Here is a 15,809-nt window from a genome sequence, read left to right as displayed (position 1 = left end):
GGGCTGAAAAGTCTGCTTTCACGTTATCTGGAACTTTGTTAACCTTTTGGAACCGCCGTATGCGGACCCGCATGTACGGTGGTGTGAGAGGACGGGGGCTTGCCGCCCCCTCCTACTTGATTCTGCACAGTTATTCTGGCTCTAATTGCGGTATAAGGCTTGCAGGAAGGGAGAACCCTATACGTGGGTTGTACTTAAGTTAAATACTCCGAGAAAGGCTTGAGGTCCGTGAGAAAGCTATTATTACTTAAGGGGGGAGTCCCTCTAGTTCTGACACTGTATTGCCTGTTATGTAGCGGATGTAGCGTCATAAGAGATAAACCTGCGAAGGAAGATTTAAGTTTGGCGTTGGCTGGGATGGCTGGAAGTGATGAGGTTGTTTTTGAAGGGGCGAATATGCTGAAACGAGGGGGAACAACGGTTCCTGAATCCTTATTGTTCTACGGAGGTACAGTGGAGGATCATAAAAAGGTCAAGTTGTACACGCTTCTTCCAGATAAATCCATGACCCAAAAAACAGCAGCTTACGGCGTTAAAGACTTAAAGAATAGCGCATATGCTCTGAAACCTTATTACAGTCAGTTAGAAAAAAAAGAGGGCAGATGGGAACTTCAGCCTACTGAAAATTCCTCGGAGGAGGGAAATCCATTACCTGCGCTAAATCCGTTAAAGCAACTCGAGGAGCTTGAGTCCATGGAGAAGAGTGTAACCGAAGAGGCTGGAGCTGGCAGAGGGACAAGTGTGCTGCGAATCGAATTGACGCCTTCAGAGGCTAGGAAGCAGCTATCTGCTGAATTGGAGAAAGAAATGCAGATCCTTCGTCCTAAAGTCCCCGAATCCGCTGAGAACAGCGCAGAGGCTGATCAGGCAGTGACGAAAGCTTTGGAGAAGCTGTGGCAGAAGAAAAATAATGAGTTACAGCAAAAGCTGAAACAAGCTAATGTAGAAACGGTCTACCACCTAACGGTTGATAAGAAACATAATCTTCCCAAAAGGCTTACCTTGAATCGAAAAGTAAGCTATTCCGGTGAAATGATGAATAAATCTGAAAATGAAACTTATGTATCTAAGGTGGATTTCACAGGTTACCGTTAATCTTTACATTGTTATGCAGGTCTTGCGCTCGATAAAGGGCGTGCTACAATAGAACAGCATGCTTATTTTTCAGACAGAGGAAGGAAGATTACACAATGAAAGATCCCAGAATTCAAAAGCTGGCGGCAAATCTTGTAGGTTATTCCGTAGATGTTCAGCCAGGTGAGAACGTACTTGTAGAAATGATTGGCAATGAAAGAGATTTAATCAAAGCTGTTGTTGAAGAAATCGGTAAAGCTGGCGGTCATGCTTTTGTACAGCTGACAGATCGTACAGTCCTACGCAGCATGCTTAAATATGCAACACGTGAGAGTCTTCAGACATGGGCTGAAATTGATTTGAACCGGATGAAGCAAATGGATTGCTATATCGGCATCCGTGCAGGTGAGAATGTAAATGACCTGTCCGATGTTCCGGAAGAAAATATGAAATTGTATAATTCTTTGTATTCCCATCCAGTGCATAGTGAACAACGCGTGAAGCATACGAAGTGGGTAGTATTACGTTATCCCAATGCGAGTATGGCTCAGCTTGCAAATATTAGTACGGAAGCCTTTGAGGACTTTTATTTCGAAGTGTGTAATTTGGATTACGCCAAAATGGACAAGGCTCAGGACGCATTGGCTGATCTCATGCGCAGAACAGACAAGGTACATATTTCAGGTCCTGGAACAGATCTTAAGTTCTCCATCAAAGGAATCGGTGCAGAGAAATGCTCTGGACAAAAGAATATTCCGGATGGCGAGGTTTACAGCGCTCCTGTTCGTGATTCTGTAAATGGAACGATCAGCTATAATGCACCATCCGTTTATAACGGAGTAACTTTTGAAAATATCAAATTCAAATTCGAGAATGGTAAAATTGTTGAAGCAACAAGCAATGACTCCGCTCGCTTGAATGAAATCCTGAATTCAGATGACGGCGCACGTCACATTGGAGAATTTGCCATAGGATTTAACCCTTACATTTTGCACCCAATGAATGACATTCTGTTCGATGAGAAAATTGCAGGCAGCCTGCACTTTACGCCAGGACAAGCATATGATGTTACAGATAACGGAAACCGGTCCTCCATTCACTGGGATCTTGTATTAATCCAACGTCCAGACTATGGCGGCGGGGAGATTTATTTTGACGATGTATTAATTCGTAAGGATGGAATCTTCGTGTTACCAGAACTGGAAGGTCTGAATCCTGAAAACTTGAAATAAGCTGTAAAAGTAAGAAAACACCTTGCACAAGTAAGCGGATTCAAGGTATCATAAGAAATGATTACAAATGACTTATGTTTCATAATCAAGTTGCGGAGGGATTTCTATGTCCAGTAACAATGCGGCAATCGTTGATATTGCTCAAACGGCAGGTCAGTTCAACTCTTCAATCGTTCTTCAAGCGGACAACAAGTATATTGATGTTAAGAGTATCCTTGGTTTGTTCACGACTTTGGTATCAAGCCAAAGCTACGAGCTTCATGTTCACGGAACAGATGCAGAAGAAGCTAAGAAGGCAATGAGTGAAGTTTTTGCTAAACACGGTTTGAACTTTACAGTTGTAGCTGAGTAATAGTTGTATGTAAAGACGTCCTACCGATTTACGGTGGGGCGTTTTTTCTAGAAATAGATGAGGAATTAACGCCATCCCTTATAAACAACATAGCTGCTTCTTTCAAATAAACGGTTAGTATAAACAGAATTGTTGTATTGATATCCGATTTCGACTAATATTAAGTAAAATAGTAAAAGCAGCTTAACTTTTGGACATGGGGGGGAAGAGGCATGACTTCGTCGGAATTACAGGAACAGTTTAATCTTAAAGCGATCAATCTTCTACAAGAAGATGCCGATAAAATTCAGCAACTTATTGAAGTGCAGATGGAAAATCTGGCAACACGCTACTGCCCTCTCTATGAGGAAGTGCTCGATACCCAAATGTACGGTTTCTCAAGAGAGGTCGATTTTGCGGTTAGAGCAGGTTTGGTGCCAGAGATTACCGGTAAAATGGTGCTGAGTAAGCTGGAGCGGAATTTAGCAGTACTCTATGAGGCATTGAATAACAAAGCAAAAGAAGAATAAGTTTTGATTTATAGTATTCATAGAAACGCACATGAGGACAGATCATCACTCATGTGCGTTTTTTTTGAGAATTATAGAATGAATAGGGTCGTATTTATACTAGATAAAAGGAGACTCCGAGAATTAGATAAACCGTTAATAGCAAAAGACCCTCATACCAGTTGGTCGAACCATCCTGAGTGATTGATTTGGCAATAAAGACGGCGACACCAATAGCGACAATTTCGATGGTTGTAAACACAATGTCCATAGTATCACCCATGAAATAACTGGCGAAGATAAGTACAGGCGCTACAAATAGTGCAATTTGAAGGCTGCTCCCGACGGCTATTTCTACTGCCGCACCGATTTTGTTCTTCATGGCTAGCATAATGGCTGCACTATGTTCTGCGGCATTACCGATGATTGCCACGAGGAAGGCGCCTACAAACAGTTCACTAAATCCAAAGCGCTCAGTTAGTGTCTCCAGCGTCCCTACCAGCCACTCACTCACAAAGGCTACCATCACAGTAGCAAGAAGTAGATAAAGGATGGATCTGTTTCTGGACCACTTAGGCGCATGCTCATGTGCCATTTCTTCCTTACCGGCTTCTGTAACGTCCTCTAGATGTTTCTTATGCGTAATCATGGAGAAGATTAACCAGGCCATGTAGGAGGCGATGAGTAGCCCGGCAACGATTAAACTGAGCACGTCTGTATCTTTTTCAGTGATGGAATGGGTATTGAAGAACGTAGCCGGTACAAATAAGGCGATCACTGCTACGATCATAAGGGAACCGTTCATACCGGCAAGGGTTACGTTAAAGTTCTGCACTTTGAACTTCATCCCACCAGCGAAAATACTTAAACCTAGGACAAGCAGCAGATTGCCGATAATGGAACCGGTAAGACTGGCTTTCACCATGTCGAACAGTCCTTCCTTCACTAGGAAAAAGGCAATGATTAGCTCTGCGGCATTACCGAAGGTAGCGTTTAGGAAGCCGCCTAACCGCTGTCCAGCATAATGTGCCACGCTTTCTGTGGCGCGGCCCAGAAACCCAGCCACAAACACAACGGCTACTGCAGAGAGAACGAACTGAAGCGTGTGGTCCCAATCTGCATAATGTCCTATGGCACTTAGGATAAAGGTGATTGCCAGCAAAGCTGGTGAAATCCATTTTTTCAATGTAAAGTACACTCCAATCTATGTATTCAGGATCAATTCATAATCAATATACCCAAATTATTTCTAAGTGTAAACGAGAAAGCGAGAAACTGATTTGCTTTTTAGCCTGTTTAGGAATTACAATAATTGATAATGAGTTAAGGGGGGATATGGCATGGCAGAACAACTTCAATTGGAAATGGGAAATATACGAATTTCAAATGACGTCGTTTCAAAAATTGCCGGATTGGCTGCCTTGGAGACTCCAGGAATTGCAGCCATGTCAGGTGGCCTATCAGAGGGCTGGGCGAAGCGTCTAAGTGGTAAGAACGTACAAAAGGGCGTTACCGTTGAAGTGGGACAGCTAGAAGCAGCAGTAGACCTGCGTATTATAGTTCTCTATGAAACTCCGATACATGAAGTGTGCCGGATGCTTCAACAGAACGTACGCGAAGCTGTGGAGAGTATGACTGGACTTCATATTGTTGAAGTGAATGTCAAAGTTGAAGGCGTAGCCTTTAAGAACGATGAAATCGCTTAATGTAAAAGAGCTTGTACACAAAAAAAGCAGTCCAAGATTTTTAACTTGGACTGCTTTTTTATATATTCCACCAGATCGGGATTTATGAATCTTACCGGGAACGAACTTGTCTAACCGTAGTTACGGATTTCGTGACTTCCTCTTTAGCTGGAAGATTAGTTTCTCTTGAAATGCTCAGCATAATTCCCATGGACAGCATACTCACAAGAAGTGAAGAGCCGCCGTAGCTGATAAATGGCAAGGTTACACCAGTAAGCGGAATCGTCTTCGTTACACCGCCGATATTGACAAAGGCCTGAATGGCAATGAGGCCCATGATACCAATGCCCACTAGTGTGCCAAAGGGATCCTTACACCTTAATGCGATTAAAATACCTCGCCAGATAAAATACAGATATAACATCAGAAATAATGCCGTTCCTACAAAGCCGAATTCTTCGCCAATGACGGGGAAAATAAAGTCCGTATACGGGTATTTAAGATAATCCAGCTTTTGAATGCTTTTGCCAAAGCCAGAGCCACTGACTCCACCTTGTCCGAGAGCAGTCAAAGACTGAATAATATTATATCCTTCGCCTTCAGCATCCTGATAGGGATCTATGAAAGCTTGAATACGGCCTTTCCTATAGTCCTGATTGGCGGCTACTTTGTCGGATGCGGGGGAAAGGGAATCAATCGCTGCTTTAGCCCCCATAACAATTCCTACCCCTAGCACCAAGAGTGCAATAGAGCCCAGGATATGCTTCATGCTGGCACCGCCTGCATAAATGACAAGTCCACTGGTAGCCACGAGAATAAGGCATGAGCCCAAATCTGGCTGCATCATAATAAGTCCGGCAACTATACCCACAATGACCATTACAGGGATATATCCTGTCCGGAAATCTCTAAACCGTTCACCTTTTTTGGTAATCAGTGCAGAGAGATACAGGATAATTGATATTTTGGCCAGCTCGGTAGGTTGAATCCCAAGCTTCCCGATACTTAACCAGCTCTTGGCGCCATTGATTCTTTCGGAGAAGGCAACAATTAGCAGGAGAATAACGGTGATGATGAAGATAGGTACATACCACTTCTTGAATTTACTGTAGTGAATATTCATGGCTATAAACATAACAACGATTCCAAGTACGATCCAAATCATTTGACGTTTCATGAAAAATAGAGGGTCATTACCGAACTTCGAGCTCGCTAAGGTCAAACTGGAGCTAGCACTGAAGACCATGACTAGACCGAAACCCACAAGTAGCAGTGTTAAGATAAGTAGTTGGAAATCGGGTGTTCCTCTTTTGGGCAGGCTGACATTTTGTTTCGTCTTTCCCTTTCTGTTACTCAAGCCTCCAACAGCTGCTTTAATTCGAGAATCCGAGTAGCAGCAGTGTCCAATACTGGTTTAGGCACCGGGGAGTCATACTCCAGGCCATGGGGGAATGTTGCTTTCCCTAAGTATACGGCTTCAATTGCAAGTACGGCATCAGCTTTCTCTAGCTTCCCCTCGACAGCTCGAGTGTTGATGCGTAGAAAGTATTCGCCACCATCCTGTGGGTCTTCAATTTTGCAATCGTAAGTGGCACGATAGTATTCCCATTGCCAGCGAATGAAGCCAGCCTTTGTCGCACTCTCGTCCAGATAGAGAAGATCACTCTTCAATCCTACGAGGCCCGTGTTCTCAAAAATCATAGCACGCATATCCCCCTTATGAAGTATAATGATGAATTTCATGATCCGTTTGCTGATGTTCTACCTCATGATAGTATGTTTCTAAACGTTGTGCAAGAGTAGGCACCTCCTAACGATACCCAGTTTTTTGCGTTTCTGCTACAATAAAAGAATTATAGCCGTATGCGGCTGGAATAAAGTGAACAGGACTGCTGTCGCATGCTATTGATGCGGGTTTATGAAGAAGGGGATGGAGAACGTATGAAGAGCTTAGCGGTTGATTCGCTCATGCCGGAGATCGTGGAATGGAGACGCCATTTACACCGTTATCCGGAGTTGTCTTTTCATGAAAAGGAAACGTCAGCATTTATAGCAGACAAATTAGCAGAATTCGGCATTGAAGTTAGAAGAAGCACGTCTGGGTATGGTGTAACAGGTATATTGCGAGGAGAACGACCGGGGAAAACGGTAGTCCTTCGCGCGGATATGGATGCACTACCTATTAAAGAGGAGAATAAGAATGACTACGTTTCGCAAAATGAAGGGGTTATGCATGCCTGTGGGCATGATGGACACACTTCAATACTGCTGGGTGTAGCCTCTTACTATAGCAGCTGCCTTGATGAGCTAGAAGGGGAGCTGCGTTTTCTTTTTCAGCCAGCGGAGGAAGTCTGCCCGGGTGGCGCACAGGGGATGATTGCCGAAGGCATGCTGGAAGGTGCGGATGCGGTGTATGGACTGCATTTGTGGACTCCGATCCCAATGGGGACTGTGGGCAGTGCACCAGGACCTCTTATGGCATCTGCTGATGAATTTTTCATTGATATCATCGGTAAAGGTGGACATGGCGGTATGCCGAATCGCTCGATTGACAGCATTGTGGCCGGGGCGGCGCTTGTGACTCAGCTTCAGAGCATCGTAAGCCGCTCTGTGAACCCGCTGGAGCCCGCTGTTCTCAGTGTAGGAACCATTCAAGGGGGATTCGCCCAGAATGTCATTGCTGAGCATTGTCGCATTACAGGAACCGTACGGGCATTTGACGAGGAGACCCGTTATCTGATCCGTAGCAGGATCGAAGAAATGACAGTTTCAATAGCTGGCGCATACGGTGCAGAAGCTAAGATAGACTATGTTATGGGATATCCGCCACTCGTGAATCACGAGGGGGAATATCAGCGTTTTTTCGAGGTGGCACCAGGAGCGTTAGGAGAAGACGTTCAAGTGATTCGGATGGAAAAGCTGATGCCTGCTGAGGATTTTGCCTACTATGTAAAAGAAATTCCTGGCTGCTTTATGTTCGTAGGTGCTGGGAATCCAGATAAAGATGCAGTTTACCCGCATCATCATAGCAAATTTGATTTTGACGAGGATGCTATGTTGTATGGGATGAAATTATTGATCGCAATGGCGAATTCCTGTTTGCAAGAGAAGACAATCGTATAATTTCGTTTCAAAGAGGAGAACCTATTCCATAACATGGAGATTATGATTAGGAGGGTTCATTCTTGAAGAAGACAGTGAAAGAGGTTATGACGAAGGAGCCTGTAGCAGTCACACTACAGGATAATGTGTATGAAGTCGCAGTTAAAATGAGAGATCATGACACTGGGTTTATGCCGGTCATTGATAATGAAGACGATAAGACATTACTCGGTGTAATTACAGATCGTGATCTAGTGATAAGAGGTTACGCGGCTAAACACTCTGGATCAACAGCTGTGGAAAAGGTAATGAGTAAAGAAATTCAGACCGTCTCAGAGGATACATCAGTAGATGAGGCTGCAGAACTGATGTCGAGCTGGCAAATTCGCAGATTGGCCGTGACTAGTGGCCAGAAGCTGATTGGCGTAGTGTCCATCGGTGACTTGGCTGTGCGGAACATTTTTGCGGACGAGGCTGGCGAAGCACTTCATGATATTTCGCAGCAGCATTTACATTAAATAGTTTGATTGGGAAGCTCATGACCGTTATGCGGGGATGAGCTTTTTCCTGTTCAAATATAAGAAAATATTGATTCCACACGATATATTATCCTTATATTTCCAGAATAAACACAACCTCCTTTTGGGACGTCGAAGACGTTTTTGGTTTGTATGAATGTAAGCAGATTACATAGGCAAGCTTGAATAAAATTAATGATTGGGGAGGGAATGATATGACTGAAACAGGAGCTTGCATTGTGCGAAGGGATCGGACGATTCTACTGGAATGTGCACATCCTGGTTTTGAGAAGGCAAGGAAAGAACTGGGAACCTTTGCAGAGCTCGTAAAGAGTCCTCCGGCTTATCACACCTATAGAATCACTCCATTATCGTTATGGAATGCTGCAGCGCTTAATTATACAGCTGAAACGATTATTTCAAGTCTGCATCAACTCGCGCGCTGGGGTGTTCCTGCCGGGCTGGAGGATGAGATCGGAACTCTTCTCTCTAGGTATGGGAAGCTTACCCTTCACGGACGGGAGACTTCGAATGAGATCATTACACTTAGGGCTGAAACAGCTGAGATTCTGGATAGGCTAGTGAATGAATCAGGTTTAAAGGAGTTAGGTTTGCAGAGAATAAATCCACTTGAAAGCTCATGCCGTGCGGAGAACAGAGGGCTTTTAAAGCAAGAGCTGATGAGACTAGGCTATCCTGTCCTGGATTATGCTGGTTATCATGTCGGACAAGCTCTAAGTTTGGCCTGGAAGGAGTCTCACAATCACGCAAAGGATGGAGCGAAAGGTGAAGCTTTTGGTCTGCGTGATTACCAGCAGGAGGCTGTTCAGATGTTTCAAGGCATAGAAGGGCAGGGAGGCAGCGGGGTTGTTGTGTTGCCTTGTGGAGCGGGTAAGACGGTAGTGGGATTAGCCGTTCTTGAAAGTCTACAATGCGAAACACTGATCTTAACTTCAAATACAACTTCGGTAAGACAATGGGTAGATGAGCTACTTGAGCGAACCGATTTGGATGATGAATCTATTGGTGAATACTCCGGTGAAAAAAGAGAAGTACGGCCTGTTACTATAGCTACCTATCAGATACTGACGCACCGTCAATCCAAAGGCGGTCCTTTTCTCCATATGAAGCTGTTCAATGAACGCAACTGGGGTTTGATTATTTATGATGAGGTCCATCTGCTTCCAGCTCCAGTATTCCGGGCTACAGCAGATATTCAGGCTACTAGAAGACTAGGTCTCACTGCAACTCTGGTTAGAGAAGACGGGAAGGAAGGGGACGTATTCTCATTGATCGGGCCTAAGCGTTACGACATGCCTTGGAAGGAGCTGGAGCAGCAGGGCTGGATTGCAGAGGTAGAATGTGTCGAGATGATCGTACCGATGAGCTCTGAGCTGAGACAGAAGTACTTGTATGCGGAAGCGAAAGAGAAATTTCGTATGGCCTCATGCAATCCTGCAAAAGCTGGGGTTGTAGTCGAGCTTCTAAAAGCCCATCAGGGATCTTCGGTTCTTGTTATTGGACAGTATCTCGACCAATTAATTGAACTGGCGGATAAGATCGGTGCACCTCTGATTACGGGTAAAACGAAGCAGCGAGAAAGAGACGAGTTGTATGCAGCTTTTAACGAGGGAATAATACAGGTGCTTGTTGTCTCTAAAGTAGCGAATTTTGCGGTGAATTTGCCAGATGCGTCGATTGCTATTGAGGTTTCAGGAGCTTTTGGATCCAGGCAGGAGGAGGCCCAGCGTTTGGGTCGAATCTTGCGTCCGAAGGCGGGTGAGAACAAAGCGTACTTCTATTCGCTGGTATCTGAAGATAGTCGGGAACAGGAATTCGCTATGCGCCGCCGGATGTTTTTAACAGAACAGGGGTATGAATATGTCGTTAAAATGGTGCCGATCGGAAAGGAGTTAACGATCCATTGAACCAGCTATCAGCGGAAGCCTTAGAGGTCTTAAAGCGATTATGTGCTGCTTACGCGGCCCAACCCTTTGACGAGGGGAAAGAAGAGCGTTGGCGTCCTACGACGCTCTGCCGGGCAGAGCAAAAGCTTGCAATGAATGAACTGCGGCGCGCGGGGTTGTTAACTGCGAGGCATAAAATATTGGGGGAAAAGCTGTATCAGATTCCAGTTGAACAATTATTAGTGCTAGAACAAGAATTCTTCCCATACCAACCTGAGTTTATTGAGGGTTATTCAGTGAATCTATCCATGGAGGCGGGTGCTGGACTGGCAGCAGATCTGTTTCGGGCCTTGCTGTTCATAGCTCGTGAAGGCTTGCCTTTGACCGCTAAGGGAATTATTCATAAAAAGAATTTAAATCGTTTAGCGGCTCAGCTTTCTTTTCAGGAAAAGCATTTAGCGGGGCTCTCTATGGGCACTCCTTCAAATGAAATGGATACCCTGTCAGCGTCTCTTGTAGTAGATATCATGTTGTGTCTTGGGCTTATTACCAGACTGAAAACAGGCTATAGACTTGCCAAGGATATGCTGGGACGTTGGTTGCAACTTCCTGAGACAAGAATGACTGACATCCTGTATGGGATTGTTATTCATCGTTTTGGAAGCATTGGGCCTGCCGATCAGCATTTTCGCTGTTTAATATCCAGCCCTGCTTTTCTAACAGAGAAATGGACAGCGTTGCCTGAGCTACTGGACTGGATGGCAAATATGAATTTAACTGGAACATTTGCCCGAAAAGAGCTGGAACAATCAAGCTTGAACTGGCTTCGTTGTCTAACAGGCTTTGGATGGTGTGAACTGGGGAGCACGCCTGAGGGTATCCAGTGTTTTCGCTGGACTGCTGCAAAACCGAAGCTGATGTACAGTAGCGAGTCCTTCCCTGATGCTGTGGCAGAGCATTCGAATGATCAGTTTATTGTGCAGCCCGATTTTGAAGTCCTGATTCCACCGGATGTTCTCTATACTGTGCGCTGGGTTTTAGCTGAATGCGCTGAACTTCTGCAAACAGATACGATGTGGAGCTTCCGACTGACTCGTGAGATGCTAGTGCATGCATCAGAGCGAGGGATGCCTCCAGAAGAAGTGATAGCTTGGATTAAAGATCATGCACTGGGTGATCTGCCATCTGTGGTGGAGCTGTCTTTAGAGCAATGGGGCAAGAGCATTGGCCGAACATCACTCTCTGAAGTGATTCTGTTGACTTGCCAGACGGAGGAGGACGGAGCGGCTATTGCAGCCCATCCGCGACTGCAAGATAGCCTTAAACGTATCGGACCGCTTCATTTCCTTGTATCTCCGGAGTCTGTGGAGCAGATGCGTAAGGAGCTGTTTTTAGCAGGATTGGCCCCTTCTAGGATGATTGGAGGACGTGAGGAAGAGGTGAACGCTGATTGGACTTCATTTCATCAACAAGCCGAAACCGAGCAAGATGTATACTCACTCCCAGTACTAAATGCTGAACTAAGGCTACTCCACAGCGGGAATCCATTTTTAAACTTACCTGTTATTTCTCCTGAGCAGGAGGAGGATATCTTATTAGGTGGAGAAAATGTGCCCCAGATCTGGAGCAAGGAATGGCGCCATTATCATAGCTCAACCGCTGAGAAAGTAATGGAGCAAGGTTTGAAATGGGGAATTAAGGTACGTTTTTCCTTAAAGGATCAAATGTTAGATTTCATCCCCTCTCGAATCAAAGGCAATCCTTGGAAGGTGGCAGGGTATCTGCTGTATAACGATGGTGAAACGGTTGAGGAAATAGAGCTGACCCCTGAAGACTGGAAGGAAATGAAGTTAGTTATTCCCAAAAGGCGAAGAAATTCCTCTTCTGCTGAACCGAGTGATTATGGTATGATAGAAAAGTCTACTGATTTCGGTAGAACATTAACGTAGAAAAGAGCTGAGTTCATGAGCGTAGCGGAATTAAATACGGTCGATATGGCTGAAGTGCTGACATACGCCTATGAATTAGGCGATATGATTAATCAATCCGCCGAAGTGTCGGATTACTTATACTGGAAAGGACGGGTTGATTCGAACCCAGAAATTCAGGCCATGGTCAAACAACTTCAAGCCAAGAAAGAGTTGTTTGAAGAAACACAGCGATTCGGACATTTTCATCCGAACTATCATTCAGCGAAGGATGAGGTTTCGGCAGTAGAAGCGGAATTGGAGAAGTTTGAAGAGGTCGCTCGTTTTAAGCAGGCGGAGAAGACTCTTGATGACATTCTACATTCCATGTCGGAAGCGATTGCTTTTTCAGTATCGGATAGCATTAAAGTACCAAGCAATGATCCTTCCCCTAAAGGTGGATGCGGTAGTGGGGGAAAATGCTCCTGCGGATAAGCTTCCCTTAGGATTTAGAGAGAGAAAGGCGGTTTAGCTTATGTTTGCGGAACGGACAGGATACATCATTTGGGTAAGTGACGTCAAAGCGGCACGCAACCTTGAGAAATACGGAACATTACATTATGTTTCTCGGAAAATGCATTATGCAGTGATGTATGTTAATGCAGAACGTGCCGAGGAAGTTATGAAGAATGTCCGCAGACTCTCCTACGTTCGTAAGATTGAAAGATCCTATCGTAACGAAATTAAGACAGAGTATACCAGTAATGGGCCGGACAAGTCCCGTAATTACGGTATGTAATTCTTGGAGATGAACAGGTGCTTAAGTAGCACCTGTTTTTTTATGCGCAGACCTCGGGTGACCGCGGTTTCTTCCGTACTCTGGAACTTGTACAACTTTCAGCAATAAGGTAAGATGACAACATTAAGTACATACAAAGACCCTTATGGTGGAGTGTGATGATGATGCGCAATAAAGGGACGGATTGGCCCAGTTCTTACGAGCCCTTCCACATCATGCTGAACGACTACAGGGTCGCTGACATCGTTATAACAAATCATGCGAAGAGTCGTTATTTGGACCGGATCAGTAAAGGTGTAAGCAATGACGAAGAGGTCGCCGCATGGATGTGGCAGTGCCTGATGCAGAATCGGCTCAAGCCCTTTTCAGACAGTGATTTTAACGCGTATTTAATTGACGATGACTCTGTAGTAATCGCTGAGTTCACGGAATTGCTAGGTGAAAAAAATATTTCAGGTCAGCCATTATATTCTATGATCATCGTTTCGTTTCTTGGGAGAATCTCTGTGACACCACAGTTGAGAGATTTAAAAACTTACTTTTCGCTGCTGCACAATTCCCGCCGCACTAAGCTAACGAAGAAGAAGCGCAAACGCAAATAGTGTATAAAGAACGAACAGGAGGCATGCGGCGGTAGCTGCATGTCCTTTTTGAAAATAAGAATATATAAGCTTCATATCGTACATAATCCTTAAGTTTCTTTTATAGATAGCACAAGGAGTTGCAGAGCATGAACTTTCATCAATTACATATTTTTTATACTGTCTTAGAGCGAGGAAGCTTCTCGGCAGCGGCGCAGACATTACATATGACTCAACCAGCAGTGACCATGCAAGTACAGGCGCTAGAGGATTATTTTGGAACCAAGCTCTTCAATCGTTCTACCAAAAAAATCGTACTCTCCGAAGCAGGGCATACCCTAATGCCATACGCGATCCGTAGCATCCAATTGATGCGTGAGACGGATCAAGCGATGTCGGCATTTACGCATATGCTGGAAGGGCGCTTGCAGCTTGGGGCAAGTCTTACCATTGGGGAGTATGTGCTGCCAAGGCTCTTAGGTCCTTTTGGGAAGCAATATCCGAACATTTCAATCATGATGAAAGTCATGAATACCTCGCAAATTATGGAGGAAATCCTAAAACATCAGTTGAATTTTGGATTAATTGAAGCGTCGGTGACACATCCTGATATGGTGATTGAGCCGGTAATGGGGGATGAATTGAAGTTGATTGTGCCCCATGATCATCCGCTTGCAGACCAGCAAGAGGTCACTTTGGAAGAGGTGCTTAAGCACCCTTTCGTCCTGCGTGAGCAGGGCTCAGGAACGCGGCGTGTGATGGAAGAACAGCTGTTCTCGAAGGGGCTTGATCCGGGATCAATGAAAATAGTGATGGAGCTTGGTAGTACGGGTGCTGTGAAGTCGGCAGTAGAGGCTGGTCTTGGGGTTACAATTATCTCGACTTCTTCTGTTAAACATGAGGTTGCGCTTGGACTACTGAAAATCGTGAATATCTCGGATGCCTCATTTAAAAGACAGTTCTACGCCATACATCTAAAATCGACACTGCTGCCGATTTCTGCAGTGACGTTCTTGACCTTTTTGCGCGAGCATTCGAATGTTAACTAAAGTAATATGACCTGAGGCAGGGAAACTTGAAACTAGCGGTAGAGGTGATAGAAATGGAGAATGAAACTAGACTAGATCAACTAAAGGGCGACAGATCGGAGAATATTGACGCCTCACGATGCGATCTTCACACGCATACTCAAGCCTCTGATGGCATGCAGCCACCGGAGGAAAATGTACGTCTCGCTAAAGAGAAGGGACTAATCGCAGTTGCCATTACGGATCATGATACTGTGGCTGGTGTGAAGGAAGCTCTCGAAGCAGGAGAGAAGTACGGAATCACTGTTGTACCGGGTGTAGAGATCAGCACTCGTGCTGGAGGAAAAGATATTCACGTCCTTGGATACTACGTAGATCCAGCAAATGATTTGTTTCTTTCCCGTTTGGAAGGGCTAAGAGAAACCCGGGCACTAAGGAATGAGGCGATCATCTCTAAATTACGTGGTCTTGGGATTAAGATTACGCTTGAGGCAGTTGTCGCGGGGATTGGACGGGAACTGAAGCCTGATGAGAGTATTGGTCGACCACATATTGCTGATGAGCTGGTTCGTCTTGGTGCAGCTACGGATATGAGAGATGCGTTCAATAAGTATTTAGCCGAAAGTGCAGCAGCTTACGTGTCACCTCCACGAATCACGCCTGAGGAAGCCTGTAATTGGATTATTGAGGCAGGTGGGTCTCCAGTATTGGCGCATCCGGGTCTATATGGTGACGATCAGTTGGTTCGAGGCATATTGGAGCGGGGGACCTTTAAAGGAATTGAGGTTTATCATTCGGATCACAAACCCGCTGATTCAGAGCGTTACCTAACCATGGCTGAAGAGTATAGCTTGATTATAACCGGCGGCTCGGATTTTCACGGTGCCCGCCAAGGTGTTGTATTCCATGGAGATATCGGTAGCGTTACGGTTCCTTTCCATGTGCTGGATCAGTTGAAGAAGCTTGCTGACGTATAGCGCAACTCAAATCAATAAGTGATTTATTAGTTTTAGATTGCACTTTGTGCAATAGGATCGCCATTGCAGCTTGGAAAAAACAAGTCTATTGCACTTAGTGCAATCAAAATGAGGATTAATCCCTCAATGAGTGATTTTAAGAACTTCTATTGCACAAAA

Annotated in this window: 18 protein-coding genes; 15 read left to right on the top strand and 3 right to left on the bottom strand. The window is 45.0% G+C overall.

Annotated features, from left to right (window positions below; genetic code table 11):
* From L1028_RS09285 to L1028_RS09265, 5 genes are all read left to right on the top strand, one after another.
* Positions 1 to 203, top strand: a 203-nt coding sequence (locus L1028_RS09285) for a hypothetical protein (RefSeq protein ID WP_234533178.1), incomplete at its 5' end; no start/stop codon positions are given.
* 139 nt (positions 204 to 342) lie between these two features.
* The gene (locus L1028_RS09280) at positions 343 to 1,095 is read left to right on the top strand and encodes a hypothetical protein (RefSeq protein ID WP_234533177.1); all 753 of its coding nucleotides are present in this window, start codon (positions 343 to 345) and stop codon (positions 1,093 to 1,095) included.
* Between the two features lie 95 nt (positions 1,096 to 1,190).
* A complete protein-coding gene (locus L1028_RS09275; protein WP_076282932.1) occupies positions 1,191 to 2,306 on the top strand; it encodes an aminopeptidase in 1,116 nt (371 codons plus the stop codon).
* 106 nt (positions 2,307 to 2,412) lie between these two features.
* Positions 2,413 to 2,658 (top strand): HPr family phosphocarrier protein, encoded by a 246-nt coding sequence (locus tag L1028_RS09270; protein ID WP_042126831.1) that lies wholly within the window; start codon positions 2,413 to 2,415, stop codon positions 2,656 to 2,658.
* Positions 2,659 to 2,870: 212 nt separating this feature from the next.
* Positions 2,871 to 3,167 carry an Fpa/YlaN family protein gene (locus L1028_RS09265; protein ID WP_042126833.1) on the top strand — a complete coding sequence of 99 codons (297 nt, stop codon included), beginning with the start codon at positions 2,871 to 2,873 and terminating at the stop codon, positions 3,165 to 3,167.
* Between the two features lie 94 nt (positions 3,168 to 3,261).
* Here the strand turns inward: L1028_RS09265 and cax are convergent, their stop codons facing one another.
* The gene (gene cax, locus L1028_RS09260; protein ID WP_234533176.1) at positions 3,262 to 4,332 is read right to left on the bottom strand and encodes a calcium/proton exchanger; all 1,071 of its coding nucleotides are present in this window, start codon (positions 4,330 to 4,332) and stop codon (positions 3,262 to 3,264) included.
* A 154-nt stretch (positions 4,333 to 4,486) separates the two neighbouring features.
* Between cax and L1028_RS09255 the strand changes: the two genes are divergently transcribed.
* On the top strand, positions 4,487 to 4,852 hold the full coding sequence (locus tag L1028_RS09255) for an Asp23/Gls24 family envelope stress response protein (RefSeq protein ID WP_042126837.1): 366 nt from the start codon (positions 4,487 to 4,489) through the stop codon (positions 4,850 to 4,852).
* A 91-nt stretch (positions 4,853 to 4,943) separates the two neighbouring features.
* On the opposite strand, the gene ftsW is transcribed toward L1028_RS09255, so the two are convergent.
* Both ftsW and L1028_RS09245 read right to left on the bottom strand, forming a co-directional pair.
* The gene (ftsW, locus tag L1028_RS09250; protein WP_234533175.1) at positions 4,944 to 6,188 is read right to left on the bottom strand and encodes a putative lipid II flippase FtsW; all 1,245 of its coding nucleotides are present in this window, start codon (positions 6,186 to 6,188) and stop codon (positions 4,944 to 4,946) included.
* Complete coding sequence (locus L1028_RS09245; protein WP_042187352.1) at positions 6,185 to 6,532, bottom strand: YugN family protein; 348 nt, start codon at positions 6,530 to 6,532, stop codon at positions 6,185 to 6,187. Before L1028_RS09245 ends, ftsW begins: the two co-directional genes overlap by 4 nt.
* 198 nt (positions 6,533 to 6,730) lie before the next feature.
* Here L1028_RS09245 and L1028_RS09240 point away from each other — a divergent pair, with 198 nt between their 5' ends.
* From L1028_RS09240 to L1028_RS09200, 9 genes are all read left to right on the top strand, one after another.
* Positions 6,731 to 7,954, top strand: coding sequence for a M20 family metallopeptidase (locus tag L1028_RS09240; protein WP_423803030.1), 1,224 nt, complete (start codon positions 6,731 to 6,733; stop codon positions 7,952 to 7,954).
* A gap of 86 nt (positions 7,955 to 8,040) precedes the next feature.
* Positions 8,041 to 8,451: a CBS domain-containing protein gene (locus L1028_RS09235; protein WP_234533189.1), complete on the top strand. Its 411-nt coding sequence runs from the start codon at positions 8,041 to 8,043 to the stop codon at positions 8,449 to 8,451.
* A gap of 215 nt (positions 8,452 to 8,666) precedes the next feature.
* Positions 8,667 to 10,379: a DNA repair helicase XPB gene (locus L1028_RS09230; protein ID WP_234533174.1), complete on the top strand. Its 1,713-nt coding sequence runs from the start codon at positions 8,667 to 8,669 to the stop codon at positions 10,377 to 10,379.
* The gene (locus L1028_RS09225; RefSeq protein ID WP_234533173.1) at positions 10,376 to 12,307 is read left to right on the top strand and encodes a helicase-associated domain-containing protein; all 1,932 of its coding nucleotides are present in this window, start codon (positions 10,376 to 10,378) and stop codon (positions 12,305 to 12,307) included. Before L1028_RS09230 ends, L1028_RS09225 begins: the two co-directional genes overlap by 4 nt.
* A 15-nt stretch (positions 12,308 to 12,322) precedes the next feature.
* On the top strand, positions 12,323 to 12,760 hold the full coding sequence (locus tag L1028_RS09220; RefSeq protein WP_076282926.1) for a YlbF/YmcA family competence regulator: 438 nt from the start codon (positions 12,323 to 12,325) through the stop codon (positions 12,758 to 12,760).
* A 40-nt stretch (positions 12,761 to 12,800) separates the two neighbouring features.
* Positions 12,801 to 13,064 carry a YlbG family protein gene (locus L1028_RS09215; protein WP_042126853.1) on the top strand — a complete coding sequence of 88 codons (264 nt, stop codon included), beginning with the start codon at positions 12,801 to 12,803 and terminating at the stop codon, positions 13,062 to 13,064.
* Positions 13,065 to 13,228: 164 nt separating this feature from the next.
* The gene (locus tag L1028_RS09210; protein WP_234533188.1) at positions 13,229 to 13,666 is read left to right on the top strand and encodes a hypothetical protein; all 438 of its coding nucleotides are present in this window, start codon (positions 13,229 to 13,231) and stop codon (positions 13,664 to 13,666) included.
* A 128-nt stretch (positions 13,667 to 13,794) separates the two neighbouring features.
* Positions 13,795 to 14,694 carry a selenium metabolism-associated LysR family transcriptional regulator gene (locus L1028_RS09205; protein ID WP_234533172.1) on the top strand — a complete coding sequence of 300 codons (900 nt, stop codon included), beginning with the start codon at positions 13,795 to 13,797 and terminating at the stop codon, positions 14,692 to 14,694.
* Positions 14,695 to 14,747: 53 nt separating this feature from the next.
* On the top strand, positions 14,748 to 15,650 hold the full coding sequence (locus L1028_RS09200) for a PHP domain-containing protein (protein WP_279306844.1): 903 nt from the start codon (positions 14,748 to 14,750) through the stop codon (positions 15,648 to 15,650).
* Positions 15,651 to 15,809 lie beyond the last annotated feature (159 nt).

Source organism: Paenibacillus pseudetheri (assembly GCF_924513355.1).
Lineage (GTDB): Bacteria > Bacillota > Bacilli > Paenibacillales > Paenibacillaceae > Paenibacillus_AQ > Paenibacillus_AQ pseudetheri.
Note: the sequence above shows the minus strand (reverse complement) of the source record. Positions and strands in the feature narration are given on the sequence as shown.

Excerpts from the sequence above, each read along its gene's own strand:
- L1028_RS09275 (WP_076282932.1), top strand. The coding sequence starts at position 1,191 with ATGAAAGATCCCAGAATTCAAAAGCTGGCGGCAAATCTTGTAGGTTAT.
- L1028_RS09210 (WP_234533188.1), top strand. The coding sequence starts at position 13,229 with ATGCGCAATAAAGGGACGGATTGGCCCAGTTCTTACGAGCCCTTCCAC.
- L1028_RS09245 (WP_042187352.1), bottom strand. The coding sequence starts at position 6,532 with ATGATTTTTGAGAACACGGGCCTCGTAGGATTGAAGAGTGATCTTCTC.
- L1028_RS09230 (WP_234533174.1), top strand. The coding sequence starts at position 8,667 with ATGACTGAAACAGGAGCTTGCATTGTGCGAAGGGATCGGACGATTCTA.
- L1028_RS09205 (WP_234533172.1), top strand. The coding sequence starts at position 13,795 with ATGAACTTTCATCAATTACATATTTTTTATACTGTCTTAGAGCGAGGA.
- L1028_RS09220 (WP_076282926.1), top strand. The coding sequence starts at position 12,323 with ATGAGCGTAGCGGAATTAAATACGGTCGATATGGCTGAAGTGCTGACA.
- L1028_RS09255 (WP_042126837.1), top strand. The coding sequence starts at position 4,487 with ATGGCAGAACAACTTCAATTGGAAATGGGAAATATACGAATTTCAAAT.
- L1028_RS09235 (WP_234533189.1), top strand. The coding sequence starts at position 8,041 with ATGACGAAGGAGCCTGTAGCAGTCACACTACAGGATAATGTGTATGAA.
- L1028_RS09270 (WP_042126831.1), top strand. The coding sequence starts at position 2,413 with ATGTCCAGTAACAATGCGGCAATCGTTGATATTGCTCAAACGGCAGGT.
- L1028_RS09215 (WP_042126853.1), top strand. The coding sequence starts at position 12,801 with ATGTTTGCGGAACGGACAGGATACATCATTTGGGTAAGTGACGTCAAA.
- L1028_RS09200 (WP_279306844.1), top strand. The coding sequence starts at position 14,748 with ATGGAGAATGAAACTAGACTAGATCAACTAAAGGGCGACAGATCGGAG.
- L1028_RS09240 (WP_423803030.1), top strand. The coding sequence starts at position 6,731 with ATGCTATTGATGCGGGTTTATGAAGAAGGGGATGGAGAACGTATGAAG.
- L1028_RS09265 (WP_042126833.1), top strand. The coding sequence starts at position 2,871 with ATGACTTCGTCGGAATTACAGGAACAGTTTAATCTTAAAGCGATCAAT.